The organism is Methylocystis sp. JAN1, assembly GCF_052186135.1.
Lineage (GTDB): Bacteria > Pseudomonadota > Alphaproteobacteria > Rhizobiales > Beijerinckiaceae > Methylocystis.
Map to the genome: position 1 here is coordinate 1,044,243 of NZ_CP181499.1, position 19,175 is coordinate 1,063,417.

15 protein-coding genes are annotated in these 19,175 nt (G+C 65.2%); 13 read left to right on the plus strand and 2 right to left on the minus strand.

Annotated elements, in window-relative coordinates; translation table 11 throughout:
• Nucleotides 1-2 precede the first annotated feature (2 nt).
• A complete protein-coding gene (locus ACNHKD_RS04845; RefSeq protein WP_442755968.1) occupies nucleotides 3-1,577 on the minus strand; it encodes a phytoene desaturase family protein in 1,575 nt (524 codons plus the stop codon).
• Nucleotides 1,578-1,703: 126 nt separating this feature from the next.
• On the opposite strand from ACNHKD_RS04845, the gene msrB reads away from it, so the two are divergent.
• The 13 genes from msrB (at nucleotide 1,704) to ACNHKD_RS04910 (ending at nucleotide 18,745) form a co-directional block, all read left to right on the plus strand.
• Nucleotides 1,704-2,120 carry a peptide-methionine (R)-S-oxide reductase MsrB gene (gene msrB / locus ACNHKD_RS04850; RefSeq protein WP_442755969.1) on the plus strand — a complete coding sequence of 139 codons (417 nt, stop codon included), beginning with the start codon at nucleotides 1,704-1,706 and terminating at the stop codon, nucleotides 2,118-2,120.
• A 646-nt stretch (nucleotides 2,121-2,766) separates the two neighbouring features.
• Complete coding sequence (locus tag ACNHKD_RS04855) at nucleotides 2,767-4,503, plus strand: formate--tetrahydrofolate ligase (protein WP_442755970.1); 1,737 nt, start codon at nucleotides 2,767-2,769, stop codon at nucleotides 4,501-4,503.
• Nucleotides 4,504-4,597: 94 nt separating this feature from the next.
• Nucleotides 4,598-5,791: an aminotransferase class V-fold PLP-dependent enzyme gene (locus tag ACNHKD_RS04860; protein ID WP_442755972.1), complete on the plus strand. Its 1,194-nt coding sequence runs from the start codon at nucleotides 4,598-4,600 to the stop codon at nucleotides 5,789-5,791.
• Between the two features lie 147 nt (nucleotides 5,792-5,938).
• The gene (locus ACNHKD_RS04865; RefSeq protein ID WP_442755973.1) at nucleotides 5,939-6,880 is read left to right on the plus strand and encodes a D-2-hydroxyacid dehydrogenase; all 942 of its coding nucleotides are present in this window, start codon (nucleotides 5,939-5,941) and stop codon (nucleotides 6,878-6,880) included.
• A gap of 149 nt (nucleotides 6,881-7,029) precedes the next feature.
• Nucleotides 7,030-7,890, plus strand: a complete 861-nt coding sequence (locus tag ACNHKD_RS04870; protein WP_442755974.1) for an NADP-dependent methylenetetrahydromethanopterin/methylenetetrahydrofolate dehydrogenase — start codon at nucleotides 7,030-7,032, stop codon at nucleotides 7,888-7,890.
• Nucleotide 7,891: 1 nt separating this feature from the next.
• Nucleotides 7,892-8,521 (plus strand): methenyltetrahydrofolate cyclohydrolase, encoded by a 630-nt coding sequence (fchA, locus tag ACNHKD_RS04875; RefSeq protein WP_442755975.1) that lies wholly within the window; start codon nucleotides 7,892-7,894, stop codon nucleotides 8,519-8,521.
• 181 nt (nucleotides 8,522-8,702) lie between these two features.
• Entirely contained in the window at nucleotides 8,703-9,875 is a 1,173-nt protein-coding gene (locus ACNHKD_RS04880) for a malate--CoA ligase subunit beta (RefSeq protein WP_442755976.1), read from the plus strand.
• Nucleotides 9,876-9,893: 18 nt separating this feature from the next.
• Entirely contained in the window at nucleotides 9,894-10,781 is an 888-nt protein-coding gene (sucD, locus tag ACNHKD_RS04885; protein ID WP_442755977.1) for a succinate--CoA ligase subunit alpha, read from the plus strand.
• A gap of 140 nt (nucleotides 10,782-10,921) precedes the next feature.
• Nucleotides 10,922-13,669, plus strand: a complete 2,748-nt coding sequence (locus tag ACNHKD_RS04890) for a phosphoenolpyruvate carboxylase (protein WP_442755978.1) — start codon at nucleotides 10,922-10,924, stop codon at nucleotides 13,667-13,669.
• An 83-nt stretch (nucleotides 13,670-13,752) separates the two neighbouring features.
• Nucleotides 13,753-14,727, plus strand: coding sequence for an HpcH/HpaI aldolase/citrate lyase family protein (locus tag ACNHKD_RS04895; protein ID WP_442755979.1), 975 nt, complete (start codon nucleotides 13,753-13,755; stop codon nucleotides 14,725-14,727).
• Nucleotides 14,728-14,919: 192 nt separating this feature from the next.
• On the plus strand, nucleotides 14,920-16,284 hold the full coding sequence (locus tag ACNHKD_RS04900) for a glycerate kinase type-2 family protein (RefSeq protein WP_442755980.1): 1,365 nt from the start codon (nucleotides 14,920-14,922) through the stop codon (nucleotides 16,282-16,284).
• A 138-nt stretch (nucleotides 16,285-16,422) separates the two neighbouring features.
• Nucleotides 16,423-17,274, plus strand: coding sequence for an NADPH-dependent oxidoreductase (locus ACNHKD_RS04905; RefSeq protein ID WP_442755981.1), 852 nt, complete (start codon nucleotides 16,423-16,425; stop codon nucleotides 17,272-17,274).
• Between the two features lie 181 nt (nucleotides 17,275-17,455).
• Complete coding sequence (locus ACNHKD_RS04910; protein WP_442755982.1) at nucleotides 17,456-18,745, plus strand: MFS transporter; 1,290 nt, start codon at nucleotides 17,456-17,458, stop codon at nucleotides 18,743-18,745.
• A gap of 22 nt (nucleotides 18,746-18,767) precedes the next feature.
• On the opposite strand, the gene ACNHKD_RS04915 is transcribed toward ACNHKD_RS04910, so the two are convergent.
• Nucleotides 18,768-18,944 carry a hypothetical protein gene (locus tag ACNHKD_RS04915; protein WP_442755983.1) on the minus strand — a complete coding sequence of 59 codons (177 nt, stop codon included), beginning with the start codon at nucleotides 18,942-18,944 and terminating at the stop codon, nucleotides 18,768-18,770.
• Between the last annotated feature and the right edge of the window lie 231 nt (nucleotides 18,945-19,175).

The window sequence follows — 19,175 nt, forward strand, 5'->3', positions numbered from 1 at the left end:
GCCTATTCCGTCTCATTCGCCTCGAGACGGCGGCTGGCGAGACGCGCGGCTTCGGCGCCCGAGAGCATGGCCCCGTTGAAGCCGTGCTCGCCGCCGAAGGCCGATGCGAGATACAGCCCGCCGATCGGCGTCGCCGGCGTGCGCGGGAAGCCCATCAGGATCGGCGCCTCGGGCGGCAGCGGCGCGAAGCCGTAAACCGCGCCTTCCGGCGTGTTGAGATAGCTCGACATGGAGAAGGCGTTGAGCAGCATGCGCGACGTGACGAGGCTTGAGAAGCCCGGATACTCCGCCTCGAGCCGTTCTTGAATCGCGTCGAGCCACGCCTCGCGCCGCGCGGCCGCATCCTCCCTGGAGACGCCCTTCCAATTGTCGAGCCGGTCGAGGCCAAGCACGCTCAAAAGGATGGGCGGCTCGTCCCAGAGGCCGGCGTCGACGGCGGTGAAATTCGAGATGGCGTGCAGCGGCAATTCGCCCTTCGGCATGCCCGCCATCGCCGTCGCGCCGTCCCCATATTGGTCGAAGCGCTGCATGGAGGAGGGCAGGGTGATCGACAGGAAGTCGCTCACGCCGACCGTCGCCGGCTTCGCCTTCAGCCCGAAATTCGCCGAGTAGAGCGAGGTCGAGAGCGGCCGGCCGCCAAAGGCTTCGTCCATCTTTGCACGCGCGGGCGCGTCCATCATCGCCGCGGCGACCGAGGGCGCGCAATTCGCCATCACGACGCGCGCCTCGATCCGCTCTTCATTGTCGTTGGCGCGGCGCGCGACATGGCGCACGGCGACGGCGTTTCCGTTCGCGTCCGTCTCGATTCGCGTAACGAGACGCCCCATGCGCACGGCGCCGCCCGCCTTGGTGACGCATTTGGCGAGCTTGAGGCTCAACTGCCGGGAGCCGCCCTTGATATAGGCGCCGCCCGAGGCGATGTAACCGCCCTGCGCGACGGCGTAAAAAATCCACCAGAGCTTGCGCGGATCGTCGCCGTAATAAGCGAGATTGGCCCCCAGCGCGCATTTCAGCGCCTCCGCCCCCGCGAAGTCGCGCGTGAAGATGTCGTCGAGCGACTTCATCCAGCCGTCGGCGGCGGGCTGAACTTCCCACAGGCCGCGCGTGAATTTTGCGAGCGAGCCTTCCTCGCGCGCCTGCTTCATCGTCCACATGGCGTCGTGAATCTGCTCCACTTCGCCGAGGAAACGCTTGATCGCCGCGCTTTTGTCGGGGAAGCGCGCCGCCAGCGCGTCATGCGCGGCTTCGAATCCGACGGGCAGGGCGAAGGGCTCGCCGACCGGGCCGCCTTTCACCGTGTAGAGCGGGCCGGTCGGTCGCCATTCAATCTCGTCGAGAATGCCGAGCTGGCTCAGAATATGGTGCTTCGCGTCGCGCGGATTGCGCGCGTCGGAGGTCTGATGAAGCGAAGCCTCCACCCAGAGATCGCCGACTTTATAGACCGAAGCGGCGCCGCCAATGCTGAAATTGCGTTCGAGCAGGCAGACGCTGTAGCCGGCGTTGGCGAGCAGGGCGCCCGCGGTGAGGCCGCCCAGCCCGGAGCCGATCACCACGGCGTCGTATTTCTTGTCGCTCATCGGAGAGTCGTCGCCTCTTTCTTGCAAAAGCCCGGTCAACGGGGGCGCAGTCTGGCCAAAGACTGAATCGGCCCCAACATAACATGGCGCGGCGCCGGAGCGCCGCTCCGTTTCGAGGAAGCCTCAATGACAGATGAAGCCTACCCGGTCACGCGCACGGACGAGGAATGGCGCGCGCGGCTGACGCGCGAGCAATACGACGTGATGCGCCGCCACGGCACCGAGCGCCCGGGCAGTTGCGCGCTCAACCACGAGAAGCGGCGGGGCGTCTTCCAGTGCGCGGGCTGCGGCCAGCCGCTTTTCCGCTCGGGCGAAAAATTCGAGAGCGGGACGGGCTGGCCGAGCTTCTTCGATCCGCTGCCCGGCGCGCTGGGCTCGACCGTCGACCGCAGCTACGGCATGGTGCGCACGGAAATTCATTGCAGCCGGTGCGGCTCGCATCTCGGCCATGTCTTTCCCGACGGCCCGCCGCCGACCGGGCTACGCTACTGCATCAACGGCGTCGCGCTGAATTTCATTCCCGCGTCCGAGTCGGTTCGATAAGCGACCGTAATCGGCCGATAGGCGCAGCGCTGCGACAGGCGGGTGCGACAAAAATTTTTTTGACCTGCTCGTTTCCTGCGCAATCGGCTTCGCGCATACCCCCATCCCGGATGGGGTCGGGCGGGTCTCCCCTGTCCGAAAATGCTCATAAGCGTCATTTTCCGGCCCACCGTGTCGGTCTGAGCGATTTTCAGATATATAAATGGTTGCTTGTCTGAATACAGGCGAGCGCGTCTGGGTTAGACCTGCCCGAAAGGATGGTCTCAGGCTAGCCGGACAGCCTCGCTTGAAGAACGTGCGGCGCCGGGCGAACCCATCTTCGCGCGAGCGGGACGCGCGCTCTTGCTGCATTGCAGCGTCGCGCCTTCTCGCGCGCGAGCCTTCTTGACGCGCAATTTTTATTGCCGTCATACGAAACGGTACAATCACGACGTTCGATGGGCTATTGCGCGCGAAGGCGGGGGCGGGCTCGAGCCGGGCCTCCATGGCGAGGGCGAACTTGCTACGGCCGTTGAAAAAGGCGAAGGCGTAAGCCGGTCGCCCGGCCGCGAACACGCGACAGACGCGCGCCTGGCGCCGTCGCGCCCGAGCGTCTGAAAAAATTGCCAGGGTCCGCGAAAACGGGCTCGAGAGGGAGTGGAGCTATATGTCGTCAACTACGTCAGCCGCCGCGCCGGGCGCGAGCGGGAAAGACAATCAGCACCTTTCGCCCAAGTCGGACATCGAGATTTCGCAGGCCGCCAGGATGCGGCCGATCGTCGACGTGGCCCGCGACAAGCTCGGCATTCCGGCCGAGCACATTCAGCCTTACGGCCACTACAAGGGCAAGATTTCCCTCGACTATGTCTCGTCGCTGGAAGGCAAGCCAAACGGCAAGCTGATCCTCGTCACGGCGATCACGCCGACCCCGGCGGGCGAAGGCAAGACGACGACCACGGTCGGCCTTACCGACGGCCTCAACTACATTGGCAAGAAGGCGCTCTGCTGCCTGCGCGAACCGTCGCTTGGACCCTGCTTCGGCGTGAAGGGCGGCGCGGCCGGCGGCGGCTACGCCCAGGTCGTGCCGATGGAGGACATCAACCTCCATTTCACCGGCGACTTCCACGCGATCGGCGCGGCCAACAATCTGCTCGCGGCGCTGATCGACAATCACATCTACTGGGGCAACCAGCCCGCGATCGATTCGCGTCGCGTCTCCTGGCGCCGCGTCGTCGACATGAACGACCGCGCGCTGCGCTCGATCGTCTCCTCGCTCGGCGGCGTGTCGAACGGCTTCGCCCGCGAGGACGGCTTCGACATCACCGTCGCTTCGGAAGTCATGGCGATCTTCTGCCTTGCATCCAGCTTCGCCGACCTTCAGCAGCGCCTCGGCAACATTATCGTCGGCCAGACGCGCGACAAGAAGAACGTGCGCGCGAGCGAGATTCACGCGGCGGGCTCCATGGCCGCCCTGCTCAAGGACGCCATCGCGCCGAATCTCGTGCAGACGCTCGAGAACAATCCGGCCATCATCCATGGCGGCCCCTTCGCCAATATCGCGCATGGCTGCAACTCGGCCATCGCCACCAAGGCGGGTCTCAAGCTCGCCGATTATGTCGTGACGGAAGCCGGCTTCGGCGCCGATCTCGGCGCGGAGAAGTTCTTCGACATCAAGTGTCGCAAGGCGGGCCTCAAGCCCGACATCACCGTCATCGTCGCGACCATCCGCGCGCTCAAGATGCATGGCGGCGTCGCGAAGGAAGACCTGAAGGCCGAGAATGTCGCGGCCGTCGAGAAGGGCTTTGCGAATCTCCAGCGCCATATCGGCAATGTCCGCAAGTTCGGCGTGCCGGCGCTCGTCACGGTCAATAAGTTCTCCTCCGACACGCCGGCCGAAATGGAAGCGCTGAACCGTCTGTGCAAGGCCGAGGGCGTCGATTGCGTCGTGGCCGACAATTGGGGCTCCGGCGGCGCCGGCGCGGCCGACCTCGCCCGCGCGGTGGTGCAGACCATCGAGACGCAGCCCTCGAACTTCAAGCCGCTCTATCCGGACGACATGCCGCTGCCCGAGAAGGTTCGCACCATCGCCAGGGAGCTCTACGGCGCCGCCGACATCTCCTACGATTCGAGCATCAAGGCGCGTTTCGCGGAGCTGGAGAAGGAAGGCTTCGGCGCCTTCCCGGTCTGTATCGCCAAGACGCAATACAGCTTCTCAACGGACCAGAACGCGAAGGGCGCGCCGTCGGGCCATATCATCCCGATCCGCGAGCTGCGTCTTTCGGCGGGCGCGGAGTTCGTTGTCGTCGTCTGCGGCGACATCATGACCATGCCCGGCCTGCCGAAGGTTCCGGCGGCGAACAACATCGCCGTCGACGCCAACGGCCGCATCGCGGGTCTGTTCTAAACGTCGACGCGCCGGGCCTCCCGGCGCGCCCAAAGGTCAGCCGGCGCGCCGGCGGAATCGGTTGAAACCCAGAAAAGCTCGAAGGGAGCTCATAATGTCGAATTCCAGAATTCCGGGCCGCAATTTCCTGTTCGTCCCGGGTCCGACCAATCTGCCCGACCGCGTCGTGCGCGCGATGATGGTTCCCTCGGAAGACCACCGTTCGCCCATTTTCCCGGATCTGGTGAAGCCGCTCTTCCCGCAGCTTAAGAAGGTCTTCGAGACCGAGAAGGGCCATGCCTTCATTTTCCCGGCGTCGGGCACTGGCGGCTGGGAAGCCGCGATCACCAACACGCTGTCTCCCGGAGACAAGGTTCTCGCCCAGCGCTTCGGCCAGTTCTCGCATCTGTGGATCGACCTCTGCCAGCGCCTCGGCCTCGAGGTCGTCAAGCAGGAGCGTCCGTGGGGCACCGGCAATGACCCGGACCTGATCGAAGAGACGCTGAAGGCCGACAAGAATCACGAGATCAAGGCCGTTCTCGCCACGCATAACGAGACCGCGACGGGCGTGACCTCGGACATCGCCGCCATCCGCAAGGCGATGGACAACGCCAAGCACCCGGCGCTGCTCTTCGTCGACGGCGTGTCCTCGGTCGCTTCGCTGCGCTTCGAAATGGACAAGTGGGGCGTGGACGTCATCGTTTCGGGTTCGCAGAAGGGCTTCATGCTGCCGGCCGGCCTCGCGCTGATGGCGGCGAGCCCGAAGGCGATCGAGGCGGGCAAGACCAACAAGATGAAGCGCGCCTACTTTGAATTCCAGGACATGATCAAGAACAACGAGACCGGCTATTTCCCCTATACGCCGTCGATCCCGTTGCTGCATGGCCTCAAGGAGGCGCTGTCGATCCTTTTCGAAGAGGGTCTCGACCAGGTCTATGCGCGTCACCACCACCTCGCGGAAGGCGTGCGCGCCGCCGTCTCGGCCTGGGGCCTCAAGACCTGCGCCCAGGAGCCCAAGTGGAATTCGGACACGGTCACCGCGATCCTCGTTCCGGAAGGCTACAACGCCGCCAAAGTCATCGAGACCGCCTATAAGCGCTACAACCTCGCGCTGGGCGCCGGTCTGTCGGAAGTCGCCGGCAAGGTCTTCCGCATCGGCCATCTCGGCGACCTCAACGAGCTGATGCTGCTCGGCGCCATCGCGGGCGCGGAAATGGCGATGCTCGACAACGGCATCAAGGTGACTCCCGGCTCGGGCGTCGCGGCGGCTTCGGCGGTTTATCGCGCCAATCCGCTGCTCAAGATGTAATGCCGCTTTCCCTTCTCCCGCTCGCGGGAGAAGGTGTCGCGCGAAAGCGTGACGGATGAGGGCCCTCACCCGACCCCCGCTCACGCGGGGGCCACCCTCTCCCGCAAGCGGGAGAGGGGATAAACGAAGAAGAAGCAGGGGAAATTCATGTCGCACAAAATTGTCTTTCTCGACCGCGAAACGCTCGACGCCAATGTGCGCAAACCGAATTTCCCGCACGAATATACGGAATACGCCCAGACGTCGCCCGACCAGATCGTCGAGCGCGCGGCCGACGCCGACATCATCATCACCAACAAGGTGCCGCTGCGCGAGCCGGTCTTGAAGCAGCTTCCGAAGCTGAAGCTGATCGCCGTCGCCGCCACCGGCACGGACGTGATCGACAAGGCCTATACGACGGCCAACCGCATCACGGTCTCGAACATCCGCAATTACGCGTACAACACGCTGCCCGAGCATGTCTTCGCGCTGCTCTTCGCGCTGCGCCGCAACCTCGTGAATTACGTCGACAGCGTGCGCCGCGGCCGCTGGGGATACGCCAACCAGTTCTGCTATTTCGACTATCCGATCTATGACATCGCCGGATCGACGCTCGGCATCATCGGCTATGGCGCGCTCGGCAAGCAGGTTCAGGTGCGCGCCGAGGCGCTGGGCATGAAGGTGCTGATCAACGACGTCATGGACATTCCCGGCAAGGTCGACGTCGCGACCATCCTGCGCGAGTCGGACGTCATCACGCTGAACATTCCGCTGACGCCCGCGACCAAGGGCATGATCGGCGCGAAGGAGCTCGCGTCGATGAAGAAGACCGCCAGCATCATCAACACGGCGCGCGGCGGCATCATCGACGAACAGGCGCTGGCCGACGCGCTGCGCAACGGCGTGATCGCCGGCGCCGCCCTCGACGTGCTCACCGTCGAGCCGCCGAAGAACGGCAACATCCTGCTCGATCCGACGATCCCGAACCTGATCATCACGCCTCACGTCGCCTGGGCCTCGAAGGAGGCGATGCAGGTTCTGTCGGACCAGCTCGTTGACAATATCGACGCCTTCGTCGCCGGCGAGCCGCGCAATGTGGTGACGGCGTAAGATCGGCGGCGCGCTTCGCCCCGCCGTCATGCCCGCGCTCGACGCGGGCATCCATGCGGCGCTGAGGCGCAGCGGAAGGAAATATTTCGCAACGTCCCGGCGTGGATGGCCGGGACAAGCCCGGCCATGACGCGGCCTGAGGAACATCAATGACCAAGAAGCTTCTTTTCCTTTTCGACACCGATCCCGTCGCCAGCGTCTTCGATACGGTGGTCGGCTATGACGGCGGCGCCGATCACATTATCGGCTATGGGGGCGTGACGCCCGAGAATGTCGGCGCGCTGGTCGACGGCTGCATTTACACCCGCGGTCCGAAAGAGAAGCAGTTCACGGCGATCTTCGTCGGCGGCGGCTCCATGGTCGCGGGCGAGGCGGTGTTCAAGGCGGTGAAGAAGCGCTTCTTCTCCAATTTTCGCGTCTCCGCCATGCTCGACTCCAACGGCTCGAACACGACGGCCGCCGCGGGCGTCGCGCTGCTCGCCAAGGCCGCCGACCTCAAGGGCAAGAAGGCCGTCGTGCTCGCCGGCACCGGCCCCGTCGGCATGCGCGCCGCCGCCATGCTGAACATCGAGGGCGCCGAGGTCACGATCACCTCGCGCGAGCAGGCGCGCGCCGACGCCGCCGCCAAGGCGATTCAGGAGCGCTTCGGCTTCACGCCCAAGGCGGTCGAGGCCAGGGACAACGCCGCCCGCGTGGAGGCCATCAAGGGCGCCCAGGTCGTCTTCGGCGCCGGGGCCATCGGCGTCGAGCTGCTCGCCGAAGCCGACTGGAAGGACAATCCGACGGTCGAGCTCATCGCCGACTGTAACGCCCAGCCGCCGCTCGGCGTCGCCGGCGTCGAGGCGACCGACAAGGCCAAGGAACGCCACGGCAAGATTGTCATCGGCGCGCTGGGGCTGGGCGGCCTCAAGCTGAAACTGCATCGCGAATGCATCGGCAAGCTCTTCGAGAGCGCCGACAAGGTGTTCGACTGCGAAAACATTTACGCCCTTGCGAAAGAGCTGGCCTGATATGAGCGCGAAGACGGAAACGATCGGCAAATTTCTCGACGAGCTGGCGAGCAGCGCGCCGACTCCGGGCGGCGGCGGCGCGGCCGCGCTCTCGGGCGCCATGGGCGCCGCGCTCGTGTCGATGGTCTGCAATCTGACGATCGGCAAGAAGAATTACGAGGCCGTCTCCGAGGATCTCAAAAAGACCCTCGCCCGCGCCGAAGCGCTGCGCGAGGAGCTGACCAGGGGCGTTGATGAGGACGTCGTCGCCTTCAACACGCTCATGGGCGCCTATGGCCTGCCCAAGGCGACCGACGAAGAGAAGGCTGCGCGCACGGCCGCCATCCAGGAAGCGCTGAAGGCGGCGACGCTGGCTCCGCTCGCGACCTGCAAGGTCTGCTACGAGGTGATCGCGCTCTCGAAGGAAGCCGCCGACAAGGGCAATCTGGGCGTCATCAGCGACGCCGGCGTCGCCGTGCTCGCCGCCAACGCCGGCCTGCGCTCCTGCGCGCTCAACGTCTTCATCAACGCCAAATCGATCAAGGACCGCGACTTCGCCGAGAAGCAGCTTGCCGAGGTCAACGCGCTGCTCGCCAAGGCGGCGGCCGAGACGGAAGCGGTCTATGATGTGGTGCGCGGAAAGATCGGCTAGTGACGAGCTTTGGCCAGATTGGCGGGTTTGGACCCTCATTTCGTTCCCTCCCCCTGGAAGGGGCAGGGTTAGCGAGGGGGTCCGCGCCTTGGTCGAAACGACTCGCCAGCCTTGGAGTTGGCGGCTGACGCCTCGCGTGCCTGCCGCCCAATAAACGCGAAGAACCGCGAGGGAGAAACCGATGGACGTCCACGAGTACCAAGCCAAGGAAATTCTGGCGGCTCACGGCGTAGCGATCCCGCCCGGCGCCGTGGCCTTCAGCCCGGACCAGGCGGTTTACGCCGCAACGGAACTCGGCGGCTCCCATTGGGTCGTAAAGGCGCAGATCCACGCCGGCGCGCGCGGCAAGGCCGGCGGCGTCAAGCTCTGCCGCACCTATCATGAAGTGCAGCAGGCGGCGCGCGATCTTCTCGGCAAGCGTCTCGTGACGTCGCAGACGGGCCCGGAAGGCAAGCCGGTGCAGCGCGTCTATATCGAAGTCGCCGATCCCTTCGAGCGCGAGATCTATCTCGGCTACGTGCTCGACCGAAAATTGGAGCGCGTGCGCGTGATCGCCTCCAAGCATGGCGGCATGGACATCGAGGAAATCGCCCGCACGGCGCCGGACGAGCTGCTTCAGGTGATCGTCGAGCCGGCGGTCGGCCTTCAGCAGTTCCAGGCCCGCGAACTCGCCTTCCAGCTTGGCCTCAATCTCAAGCAGGTCTCGCGCGCGGTGCAGACCATCATGGGCGCCTATCGCGCCTTCCGCGACAATGACGCGACCATGCTCGAGATCAATCCCCTCGTCATCACCAAGGACGACAAGGTTCTCGCGCTCGACGCGAAAATGTCCTTCGACGACAATGCGCTGTTCCGCCGCCGCAACATCGTCGACATGAACGATCCCTCGCAAAGCGATCCGCGCGAGGCGCAGGCGCATGAGCACAGCCTGAACTATATCGGGCTCGATGGCGAGATCGGCTGCATCGTCAACGGCGCCGGCCTCGCCATGGCGACGATGGACATGATCAAGCACGCCGGCGGCAATCCGGCGAACTTTCTCGACGTCGGCGGCGGCGCCTCGCCGGAGCGTGTGGCCAACGCCTTCCGCCTCGTGCTGTCGGATCGCCGCGTGAAGGTCGTGCTCGTCAACATCTTCGCCGGCATCAATCGCTGCGACTGGGTCGCGCAGGGCGTCGTGGACGCGGTGCGCCAGGAGCGCATCGAGGGCGTTCCGCTCGTGGTGCGCCTCGCGGGCACGAATGTCGAGGCCGGCAAGAAGATCATCACTGAGAGCGGCATCCCGATCATCCAGGCGGATACGCTGGCCGAAGCCGCGCAGAAGGCGGTCGACGCCTGGCAGAGCGTGAAATAAGCGGCGGGGAAGGACATCATGAGCATTCTCATTGACGAAAAAACCCCGATCCTCGTCCAGGGCGTCACCGGCGACAAGGGCAGCTTCCACACCAGAGAAATGATCGACTATGGCAGCAATGTCGTGGCGGGCGTCACGCCGGGCAAGGGCGGCAAGACCCATCACGGCGTGCCGGTGTTCAACACGGTGAGGGAAGCCGTGAAGGCGACCGGCGCGCAGGCGTCGATCACCTTCGTCGCGCCGGCCTTCGCGGCGGACGCCATCATGGAAGCCGCCGACGCGGGCATTCGCCTGATCTGCTCGATCACCGACGGCATTCCGGCGCAGGACATGATGAAGGTGAAGCGCTATTTCCTGCGCTTCCCCAAGGATCGCCGTCCGATGATGGTCGGCCCCAACTGCGCCGGCATCATCTCGCCAGGCAAGGCGATGCTCGGCATCATGCCCGGCCACATCTACAGCCGGGGCGCGGTGGGTCTCATCTCGCGCTCCGGAACGCTCGGCTACGAAGCGGCCTCGCAGTTGAAGGAAGTCGGCCTCGGCATCTCGACTTCCGTCGGCATCGGCGGGGATCCGATCAACGGCTCGTCCTTCCTCGATCACCTGGTCCTTTTCGACAAGGATCCCGAGACCGAGGCCGTGCTGATCATCGGCGAGATCGGGGGACCGCAGGAGGCTGAGGCGGCCGCCTGGATCAAGGAGAATTTCTCCAAGCCCGTCATCGGCTTCGTCGCTGGCATGACAGCCCCGAAGGGCCGCCGCATGGGTCATGCGGGCGCGATCATCTCCGCGACCGGCGACAGCGCGGCCGAGAAGACGGAGATCATGAAATCGTATGGTCTGACCGTCGCGCCCAATCCGGCGGAATTCGGCACGACCGTCGCGACAGTGCTCAAGCGCGCCTGACGCCGCCCGCTGCGCCTTCGCCACAGGCGCGCGGCCCCCGCAGCAAAGCTTGCGTCGTGATTGCTTCCGGAGCGGGAGCAATCACGACGCGGGCTCCTCAATCCGCCGGCAAGGCGATCTCGCATCCTCAGGGAGTCCTCATGACCGCCGAGACCCAGAACAATCGAGCCGCGATCAGCCTGCCCTCGGCTTTCGCGACGCGTTCGGTCACGGAGGCCTCCGCATTCCTGCGCGAGCAATTGCTGGCCGTGATCCGCCGGCACATGCCGGAGATCGAAGCCGTCGTCCGCGACAACAAGGCGGGCGCCGGCCTCGCGCCGCGCCAGATGGCGCGCGCGCTGCAGGCGCAGGGCATTCTGTTTCAGCTCGTCTCCATCGCCGAGCAGGCCTACGCCATGCGCCGGCGCCGCCGCATCGAGCGCGAGAAGGGCCATGACAAGCTGCTCGGCACCTTCGACTATGTGCTGTCGAGCGCGGCGAACGCCGGCGTGCCGGCTTCGGAAGTCCATGCGCAATTGCAGACGCTGCGCATCCGCCCCGTCATCACCGCGCACCCGACCGAAGCCAAGCGCGTCTCGATCCTGGAAAAATATCGCCGCATCTACCTGCTGATGCGCGAACTCGAATCCACCCGCTGGACGGATCGCGAGCGCGAGGCGCTGGTGAAATCAGTCTACGACCAGGTCGAGCTTCTGTGGCTCACCGGCGAACTGCATCTCGAGAAGCCGACTGTCGAGCACGAGGTCTCCTGGGGCCAGCATTTCTTCCAGGAGAGCATTTTCGACCTCGCGCCGGAATTGCTGTCCTCGTTCGAGCGCGCGCTGAAGCGCCATTATCCGCACGAGAAATTCGAGGTCACGCCCTTCTTCCAGTTCGGCTCCTGGATCGGCGGCGACCGCGACGGCAATCCTTTCGTCACAAATGAGGTGACGCGGCGCACCATGCGTCAGAACGCGACGGCGAGCCTGAATTATTATCGTAATCGCGTTGTCGATCTCGTGCGCATGCTGTCGATCAGCGAGCGCGCCGCCATCGTGCCGCCGGCCTTCAAGGAAGAGCTCAACCGTCGTCTCTCCGAGCTGCATGACGGCGCGGCGATCGCGCAGCGAAACTTCAACGAGCCCTATCGCCAGTTCGTCACGACGATTATGCGCAAGATCGACAACACGCTCGCCGCGACGAATGACGAGCCGACCTCCGGTCCGCGCTACACCAGCGCCGACAAGCTGATCGGCGATCTGCTGATGCTCGAATCCGTTCTGACGGAGGCCAGGAGCGAGGCGCTCGCGACGGATCTCGTACGTCCGCTGCGCCGCGCCGTGGAAATTTTCCGCTTCAGCACGGTGCGCCTCGACATCCGTCAAAATACGACGCGCACCACTGCGGCGCTGACAGAGATGTGGCGCGTCAAGACGGGCGGCGAGACGCCGCCGGACGTGAAGTCCGAAGAATGGCGCGCCTGGCTGCTGGAAGAGCTGGAGACGCCGCGCGGCGCGCCGATTCCGCGCGACACGCTCACTTCCGAGACGCGCGACGTCATCGAAATGTTCGAGGTTGTCGCCGACATGCGCGCGCGTCTCGACCGGGAGGCCTTCGGCAGCTTCATCCTGTCAATGACCTCCTCGGCCAATGACGTGCTCGGCGTGTATCTGCTCGCCAAGGAAGCCGGCCTTTTCGCCGACGCCGCCGGGGTGGATCACGTTACGCTGCCGATTGTGCCGCTTTTCGAGACGATCGGCGATCTACAGGACGCGCCGGCCATCATGCGCGACCTGCTGCAAATCCCTGTCGTCCGCCGCAGCACCCATGCGCAGGGCGATCTTCAGGAAGTGATGATCGGCTATTCCGATTCCAACAAGGATGGCGGCTTCCTCTCCTCGAACTGGGAGCTGTTCAAGGCGCAGGCGCGCCTCACGGAAGTCGGGCAGGAGATGGACATCGCCATCGCCTTCTTCCATGGCCGCGGCGGCTCGGTCTCGCGCGGCGGCGCGCCGACGGGCCACGCCATCGCCGCCCAGCCGGCGGGCTCCATCCGCGGACGCTTCCGCGTCACAGAGCAGGGCGAGGTCGTCTCCTTCAAATACGCCAATCGCGGCACGGCGGCCTATCAGATGGAGCTGCTCGCTTCCTCCGTCTTCGCTCACGCGTTGAAGTCCGAGCGCGAGGACGCGCTGGTGCCGCGCAAGGATTTCGACGAGGCGCTCGAGGAAATCTCCTTCGCTTCCTTCGCGGTCTATGAGCGGCTCGTAGCCGATCCGGATCTTGTGACCTATTTCCAGGCCGCGAGCCCGCTCGAAGAGATTTCGCTGCTCAATATCGGCTCGCGCCCGGCGCGCCGATTCGGCGCCAAGAGCCTTGCCGACCTGCGCGCGATTCCGTGGGTCTTCGCCTGGGCGCAGAACCGCCACTCCATCACCGGATGGTATGGCGTGGGCTCTGGGCTAAAGGCGTTCCTCGAGACGCGCGGAGATCGCGGGCTTGAGCTCTTGCGCTGGATGTTCGAGGATTCGCGCCTCTTCCGCCTCATCATGGACGAGGTGGAGAAGACGCTGGCGCTCGTCGATCTCTCGATCGCGAAGCAATATGCGAGCCTCGTCGCCGACGAAGCGGTGCGCGAAAAGATCTACAAGCTTATCGAGGACGAGTGGCGTCTTACGCGCGATATGGTGCTGCGCGTGACCGGCGATCGGGACCTCACCGAGCGCTTCAAGGAATATGAAGCGCGACTCACCCATCGTCTGCCGGTGATCAACGAAGTCAATCGCGAGCAGGTCGAATTGTTGCGCCGTTTCCGTTCGGCGCAGGACGAACAGGAGAAGGAGGACGTGAAGGTGCCTCTGCTCATCTCCATCAGTTGCATCGCCGCGGGCCTCGGGGCCACCGGCTAAGTGCATCCTGGCGCGTTTCCGGGTTCCGGTTTCATTTCGGCGGGAAGCGCTTACAAACCTGAGAAGAAGGAAGGGGAATTGCTATGAGCTTTACGTTGATCGAGCAGGCCACGCCGCGCCTGCACCGTTCCGAGCTGGCCGTGCCGGGCTCCGCGCCGGGAATGTTCGAAAAGGCCGCGCAGTCGAAGGCCGACCAGATCTTCCTCGACCTCGAAGACGCCGTCGCGCCGGACGACAAGGAGCAGGCGCGCAAGAACATCATCCAGGGCCTCAACGACATCGATTGGGGCAAGAAGGTGATGACGCTGCGCATCAACGGCCTCGATACGCATTACTGCTATCGGGACGTGGTCGACGTGCTCGAGAACTGCCCGCGTCTCGATGTGGTGCTGATCCCCAAGGTCGGCGTGCCGCAGGACGTCTACGCGATCGACATGCTCATCACCCAGATCGAGCAGTACAAGAAGCGCACCAAGAAGATCGGCATCGAAATCCTGATCGAGACCGCGCTCGGCATGGCGAATGTCGAAGCCATCGCGCAGTCCTCCAAGCGCCTTGAGGCCATGTCCTTCGGCGTCGCCGATTACGCCGCGTCGACCCGCGCCCGCACGACCGTCATCGGCGGCGTGAACCCGGATTACGGCGTTCTCACCGACAAGAAGGAAGACGGCTCGCGCGATTACTACTGGATGGACCAGTGGCACGCCGCCCAGACCCGCATGATGGTCGCCTGCCGCGCCTATGGGCTGCGTCCGATCGACGGTCCGTTCGGCGACTTCAACGATCCGGAAGGCTACAAGGCCGCCGCCAAGCGCGCCGCGGTTCTGGGCTATGAGGGCAAGTGGGCGATCCATCCCTCGCAGATCGAGCTCGCCAACGAGGTCTTTACGCCCTCCGAGGCCGAAGTGACCAAGGCCCGCCGCATTCTCGCGGCGATGGAAGAGGCCGCCAAGGCCGGCAAGGGCGCCGTGTCGCTCGACGGCCGCCTCATCGACATCGCCTCGATCCGCATGGCCGAGGCGCTGATCGAGAAGGCCAACGCCATCAGCGGCTCGTAAGCAGTCTCCCCTCTCCCCGCTCGCGGGGAGAGGGTTGAGGCGAGGGGCGGGACGCTCCGGCTCCCAAGGTCGAGTGCGCGCGCTATTGCCGCGTTTTCCATTCCGGCCTAAACCCCAGCCCCTCACCCAGCCTCTCCCCGCAAGCGGGGAGAGGAGTATTGGCGCCTCCCTTTGCCAGTTACGGAAACACGAATGCCCGCCGATCCCCGCCAGCTTCTCCGCGCCATGTTCGACGCCGCCGTCGGCGCCGCGCATCCTTCCGTCTGCCTGCCGCAGCATCTCGAAAAGATCGCGCCGCCCAAGGGCCGGACGATCGTCATCGGCGCCGGCAAGGCGGCCGCCTCCATGGCCGCGGCGGTCGAGGCGAACTGGAAAAGCGGGCCGCTCGAAGGCCTGGTCGTCACGCGCTACGAGCACGGCGCGCAGACGTCCCAGATCGAGGTGATCGAAGCCTCGCATCCGGTCCCCGACGCCGCCGGCCGCGAAGCCGCCAAGCGCATCCTCGAAAAGGTGCAGGGCTTGACCGAGGACGATCTCGTGCTCGCGCTCATTTCCGGCGGCGGCTCGGCGCTGATGGCGCTGCCGGCCGAGGGCGTGACGCTTGAAGAGAAGCAGGCCGTCAACAAAGCGCTTTTGAAGAGCGGCGCCAACATTTCCGAGATGAATTGCGTCCGCAAGCATCTCTCCGCCATCAAGGGCGGCCGTCTCGCCCGCGCCGCCGCGCCGGCGCGCGTCGTCGCGCTGATGATTTCCGACGTGCCGAATGACGACCTTTCCGTCATCGCCTCCGGCCCGACCGTGCCCGACCGGACGACGCGCCACGACGCGCTCGCGGTCATCGCGAAATACGGCATCAGCGTGCCGGAAGCGGTGATCCGGCATCTGTCCAGCGACGCCTGCGAGACGCCCAAGCCGGGCGACAGGATTTTTGAGCGCGTGGAGAACGTTCTCATCGCGACGCCGCAGGGCTCGCTCGACGCCGCCGCCGCAGTGGCGCGCGAGGCGGGCTTCACGCCCTGCATCCTTGGCGATCTCGAAGGCGAGTCCCGCGATGTCGCCCTCGTTCATGCGGGCATCGCGAAGCAGATCGCCCTTCACGGCCAGCCCTTCGAGCCGCCGGTCGCCATCATCTCGGGCGGCGAGACGACGGTCACCGTGCGAGGTAACGGCAAGGGCGGGCGCGACGCGGAGTTTCTGCTGGGTCTGACGCTGGCGCTCGAAGGCTTCGGCGACATTTCCGCCATCGCCTGCGACACGGACGGCATTGACGGCGTCGAGACAAACGCCGGCGCGATCATGACCGCCGACAGCTTCGCCCGCGCGCAGGCGAAGGGCGTCGATCTCAAGGCGCTCTTCGCCAATAACGACGCCTTCACCGCCTTCGAGGCGCTGGGCGACCTCGTCGTCACCGGCCCGACGCGGACGAACGTCAACGATTTCCGCGCCATCCTCGTCCCTCGCCGCGCCAGAGCCGATGAGCCGCGCGCCGCGGCGCCTGAGAATAAGAACGACGGACTTGGCGGCCAGGTGCTGCGCTGGCTCGGCCTGGGCAAGTGACGCGGGCAAGTGACGCGCCCTGCTTTGCTGCGGCGCCGCAAGGTTCTTGGACCTACGGCCGCGGCTTGTTAGATTGATCGCGACACGCGCCGGGCTCGCGCCCGGCGCAGCTTTGTACGGCCCAATCCCGGAAGCCCAATGAACAAGCCCGTGAGCCCCGAGACTTTTGACGCGCGCGGCGCCGCCGCCATGTTGGAGCGCTACCGCCGCGAGGATTCGCCCAAGCCCGCGATCTGGAACGACACGCTCGACCTTCTCCTCGCGCATCGCTCGCATCGCAATTATCTCGACCGGCCGCTGCCGCAAGGCGCGCTGGAAACGATCGTCGCCGCCGCTCAATCGGCCTCGACCTCCTCCAATCTGCAAGTCTGGAGCGTCGTCGCGGTCGAGGACCAAGACCGCAGGAACCGCCTCGCCGATCTTGCCGGCGGACAGAAGCACATCCGCGACTGCAAGCTGTTCCTGATCTGGCTTTGCGACCTCGCGCGTCTGGAAAATCTCGGCAAGGAGAAAGGCCGCGACGCCGCCGCGCTTCCCTATCTCGAAATCTTCATGACCGGCGTGGTCGACGCGGCGCTCGCCGCACAGAACGCGGTCGTGGCGCTCGAGTCGCTCGGGCTCGGCTGCTGCTATATCGGCGCCATGCGCAACAAGCCGGAGGAAGTGGCGAAAGAGCTGAACCTGCCGCAAAACGTCTTCGCCGTCTTCGGCATGACGATCGGCGTCCCCGATCCCGCCGCAAACGCCGGCGTGAAGCCGCGCCTCGGTCAGGGCGCCGTGCTGCATCGCGAGCAGTACCACTGGGACGACGCGCAGCGCGAAGCGATCGAGACGCTCGACGTGAAGTTCAAGGACTTCCAGAAAGAGCAGGGCCTGCCCGAGCAGGGCTGGATTCGCCAGGTCCTGTCCCGCGTGCGTGGAACGGACGCCATGAGCGGCCGGGACCGGCTGCGCGACGCGCTGAAGGCGCTGGGCTTCGAGCTGCGGTAATATCGGGCTAACGCCCAAGACGGCCTCCTCCTTCGAGACGCGAGCGAAAGCTCGCTCCTCAGGATGAGGCCTTGCTGTTTGCGGCAGACGAAGAAGCCCCTCATGCTGAGGAGCTTGCGTAGCAAGCGTCTCGAAGCACGAGGGGCGTCAACATGCCTGTTGGCGTTTCAAAGGCGCTCTCGTGACAATAACCATCGAAAAGCCCGCTGAGGATATCGACGGCGACGCCGTCGTCGACAAAATCGCCCGGCGACTCATTCCGCTTCTCGTCGCGGGCTTCTTCGTCGCCTATCTCGACCGCGTGAATGTCGGCTTCGCCGCGCTGACCATGAACAAGGAGCTCGGCTTCACGCCGGAATTCTACGGCTGGGCGGCCGGCGTCTTCTTCATCGGCTATTGCCTCTTCGAGGCGCCGAGCAACTATGTGATGCACCGGGTCGGCGCGCGATTGTGGATCGCGCGCATCATGGTCAGCTGGGGCGTCGTCGCCGCGATCACCGCCTGCATCTGGAGCGAGGAAAGCTTCGTCGTCCTGCGCTTCCTGCTCGGCGCGGCGGAAGCGGGCTTCGCGCCGGGCGTCATTCTCTATCTCACGTACTGGATCCCCGCCGCGCAGCGCGCGCGCATTCTCGCAAGCTTCCTCATCGCCGTGCCGCTCGGCAGCGCCATCGGCTCGCCGATCTCCGGCGTCATTCTTTCGACGATGGACGGCGTCAGGGGCGTCGCGGGCTGGCGCTGGTTGTTTTTCCTCGAAGCCATCCCGTCAATCCTGCTTGGCGTTGCCTGCTTCTATCATCTCCCCGACCGCCCCGCCGAGGCTAGATGGCTTAGCTCCGCCGAGCGCGACTGGATCGAAACGACGCTCGCGCGCGAATCGCCGCCGCAGGAAGGCGATCACTGGCGCGCGCTCGCGGACCCACGCATCCTCATACTCGGCGTCGCCTATTTCGGCGTGGTGATGGCGCTTTACGGCCTGAGCTTCTGGCTGCCGCAGATCATCAAGGGCTTCGGCGCCTCGACGCTCGCGACGGGCTTCCTCGCCGCGGTTCCCTATGGCTGCGGCGCGCTGGCCATGTGGCTGTGGAGCAAGAGCTCCGACCGCAACCGCGAGACCATTTATCACACGGCGATCGTCGCGGTTCTCGGCAGCGTCGGCCTCGCGGCCGCCGCCTACGCGCCCTCGCATCTCCTCGCAATGATTGCGTTGACCGTCGCGGCCATGGGCTCCGTCGCCGCGCTGCCGACCTTCTGGAGCTTCTGCACGCTGGCGCTGGGTTCGATCGACGCCGTGGTGGGCGTCGCCGTCATCAACTCCATCGGCAATCTCTCGGGCCTTGCGGGGCCGTGGCTCGTCGGGCTCATCAAGGGCGCGACGGGTGAGTTTTCGGACGCGCTGCTGGCGCTGGCGGCGGGGCCTTTGCTGACGGTGATTCTGATTTTGCGTTTGGGGCGGGGCGCCGGGAGCAAATAGACAGGGTCAGGCGTCATCGCCGCTATTGAAGCTGTCGGCGACGTCGCCTGTTTGATTTTTCCAACCATTGCAGATCGTCCGCCCGCTTCCAATCCTCTTCGTCGCTGGAAATTGCGCCCGGTCGCCGCGTGCGGAGCGCGAAATAGACCGTGGCGAAGACGAGGCCGAAACCGATGGCGACTCCAATCATATAATTCATTTCGCAAACTCCTGTGGGAAATCGAGCCGAGCGTCCGCTAACTTCGAAGATCGCGCAAGGGGCGCGCGATCTTCGGTTCGACTGCTCCCCCGCCGCCGCAAGCATCGCATGGCGACCGGCGCACGCCTCTTTCATCCCGCGATCTTTCGATCCGAGGCTAAAGGGAAATCCGGGACGCCTCGGCCCCGTTCGGCCGAGATGTAATGGTTTTATGCGCACCGGAGCCAGGCG

Bases quoted from the DNA above. Each gene is read 5' to 3' on its own strand.
- ACNHKD_RS04845 (WP_442755968.1), bottom strand. From the start codon at position 1,577: ATGAGCGACAAGAAATACGACGCCGTGGTGATCGGCTCCGGGCTGGGC.
- msrB (WP_442755969.1), top strand. From the start codon at position 1,704: ATGACAGATGAAGCCTACCCGGTCACGCGCACGGACGAGGAATGGCGC.
- ACNHKD_RS04855 (WP_442755970.1), top strand. From the start codon at position 2,767: ATGTCGTCAACTACGTCAGCCGCCGCGCCGGGCGCGAGCGGGAAAGAC.
- ACNHKD_RS04860 (WP_442755972.1), top strand. From the start codon at position 4,598: ATGTCGAATTCCAGAATTCCGGGCCGCAATTTCCTGTTCGTCCCGGGT.
- ACNHKD_RS04865 (WP_442755973.1), top strand. From the start codon at position 5,939: ATGTCGCACAAAATTGTCTTTCTCGACCGCGAAACGCTCGACGCCAAT.
- ACNHKD_RS04870 (WP_442755974.1), top strand. From the start codon at position 7,030: ATGACCAAGAAGCTTCTTTTCCTTTTCGACACCGATCCCGTCGCCAGC.
- fchA (WP_442755975.1), top strand. From the start codon at position 7,892: ATGAGCGCGAAGACGGAAACGATCGGCAAATTTCTCGACGAGCTGGCG.
- ACNHKD_RS04880 (WP_442755976.1), top strand. From the start codon at position 8,703: ATGGACGTCCACGAGTACCAAGCCAAGGAAATTCTGGCGGCTCACGGC.
- sucD (WP_442755977.1), top strand. From the start codon at position 9,894: ATGAGCATTCTCATTGACGAAAAAACCCCGATCCTCGTCCAGGGCGTC.
- ACNHKD_RS04890 (WP_442755978.1), top strand. From the start codon at position 10,922: ATGACCGCCGAGACCCAGAACAATCGAGCCGCGATCAGCCTGCCCTCG.
- ACNHKD_RS04895 (WP_442755979.1), top strand. From the start codon at position 13,753: ATGAGCTTTACGTTGATCGAGCAGGCCACGCCGCGCCTGCACCGTTCC.
- ACNHKD_RS04900 (WP_442755980.1), top strand. From the start codon at position 14,920: ATGCCCGCCGATCCCCGCCAGCTTCTCCGCGCCATGTTCGACGCCGCC.
- ACNHKD_RS04905 (WP_442755981.1), top strand. From the start codon at position 16,423: ATGAACAAGCCCGTGAGCCCCGAGACTTTTGACGCGCGCGGCGCCGCC.
- ACNHKD_RS04915 (WP_442755983.1), bottom strand. From the start codon at position 18,944: ATGAATTATATGATTGGAGTCGCCATCGGTTTCGGCCTCGTCTTCGCC.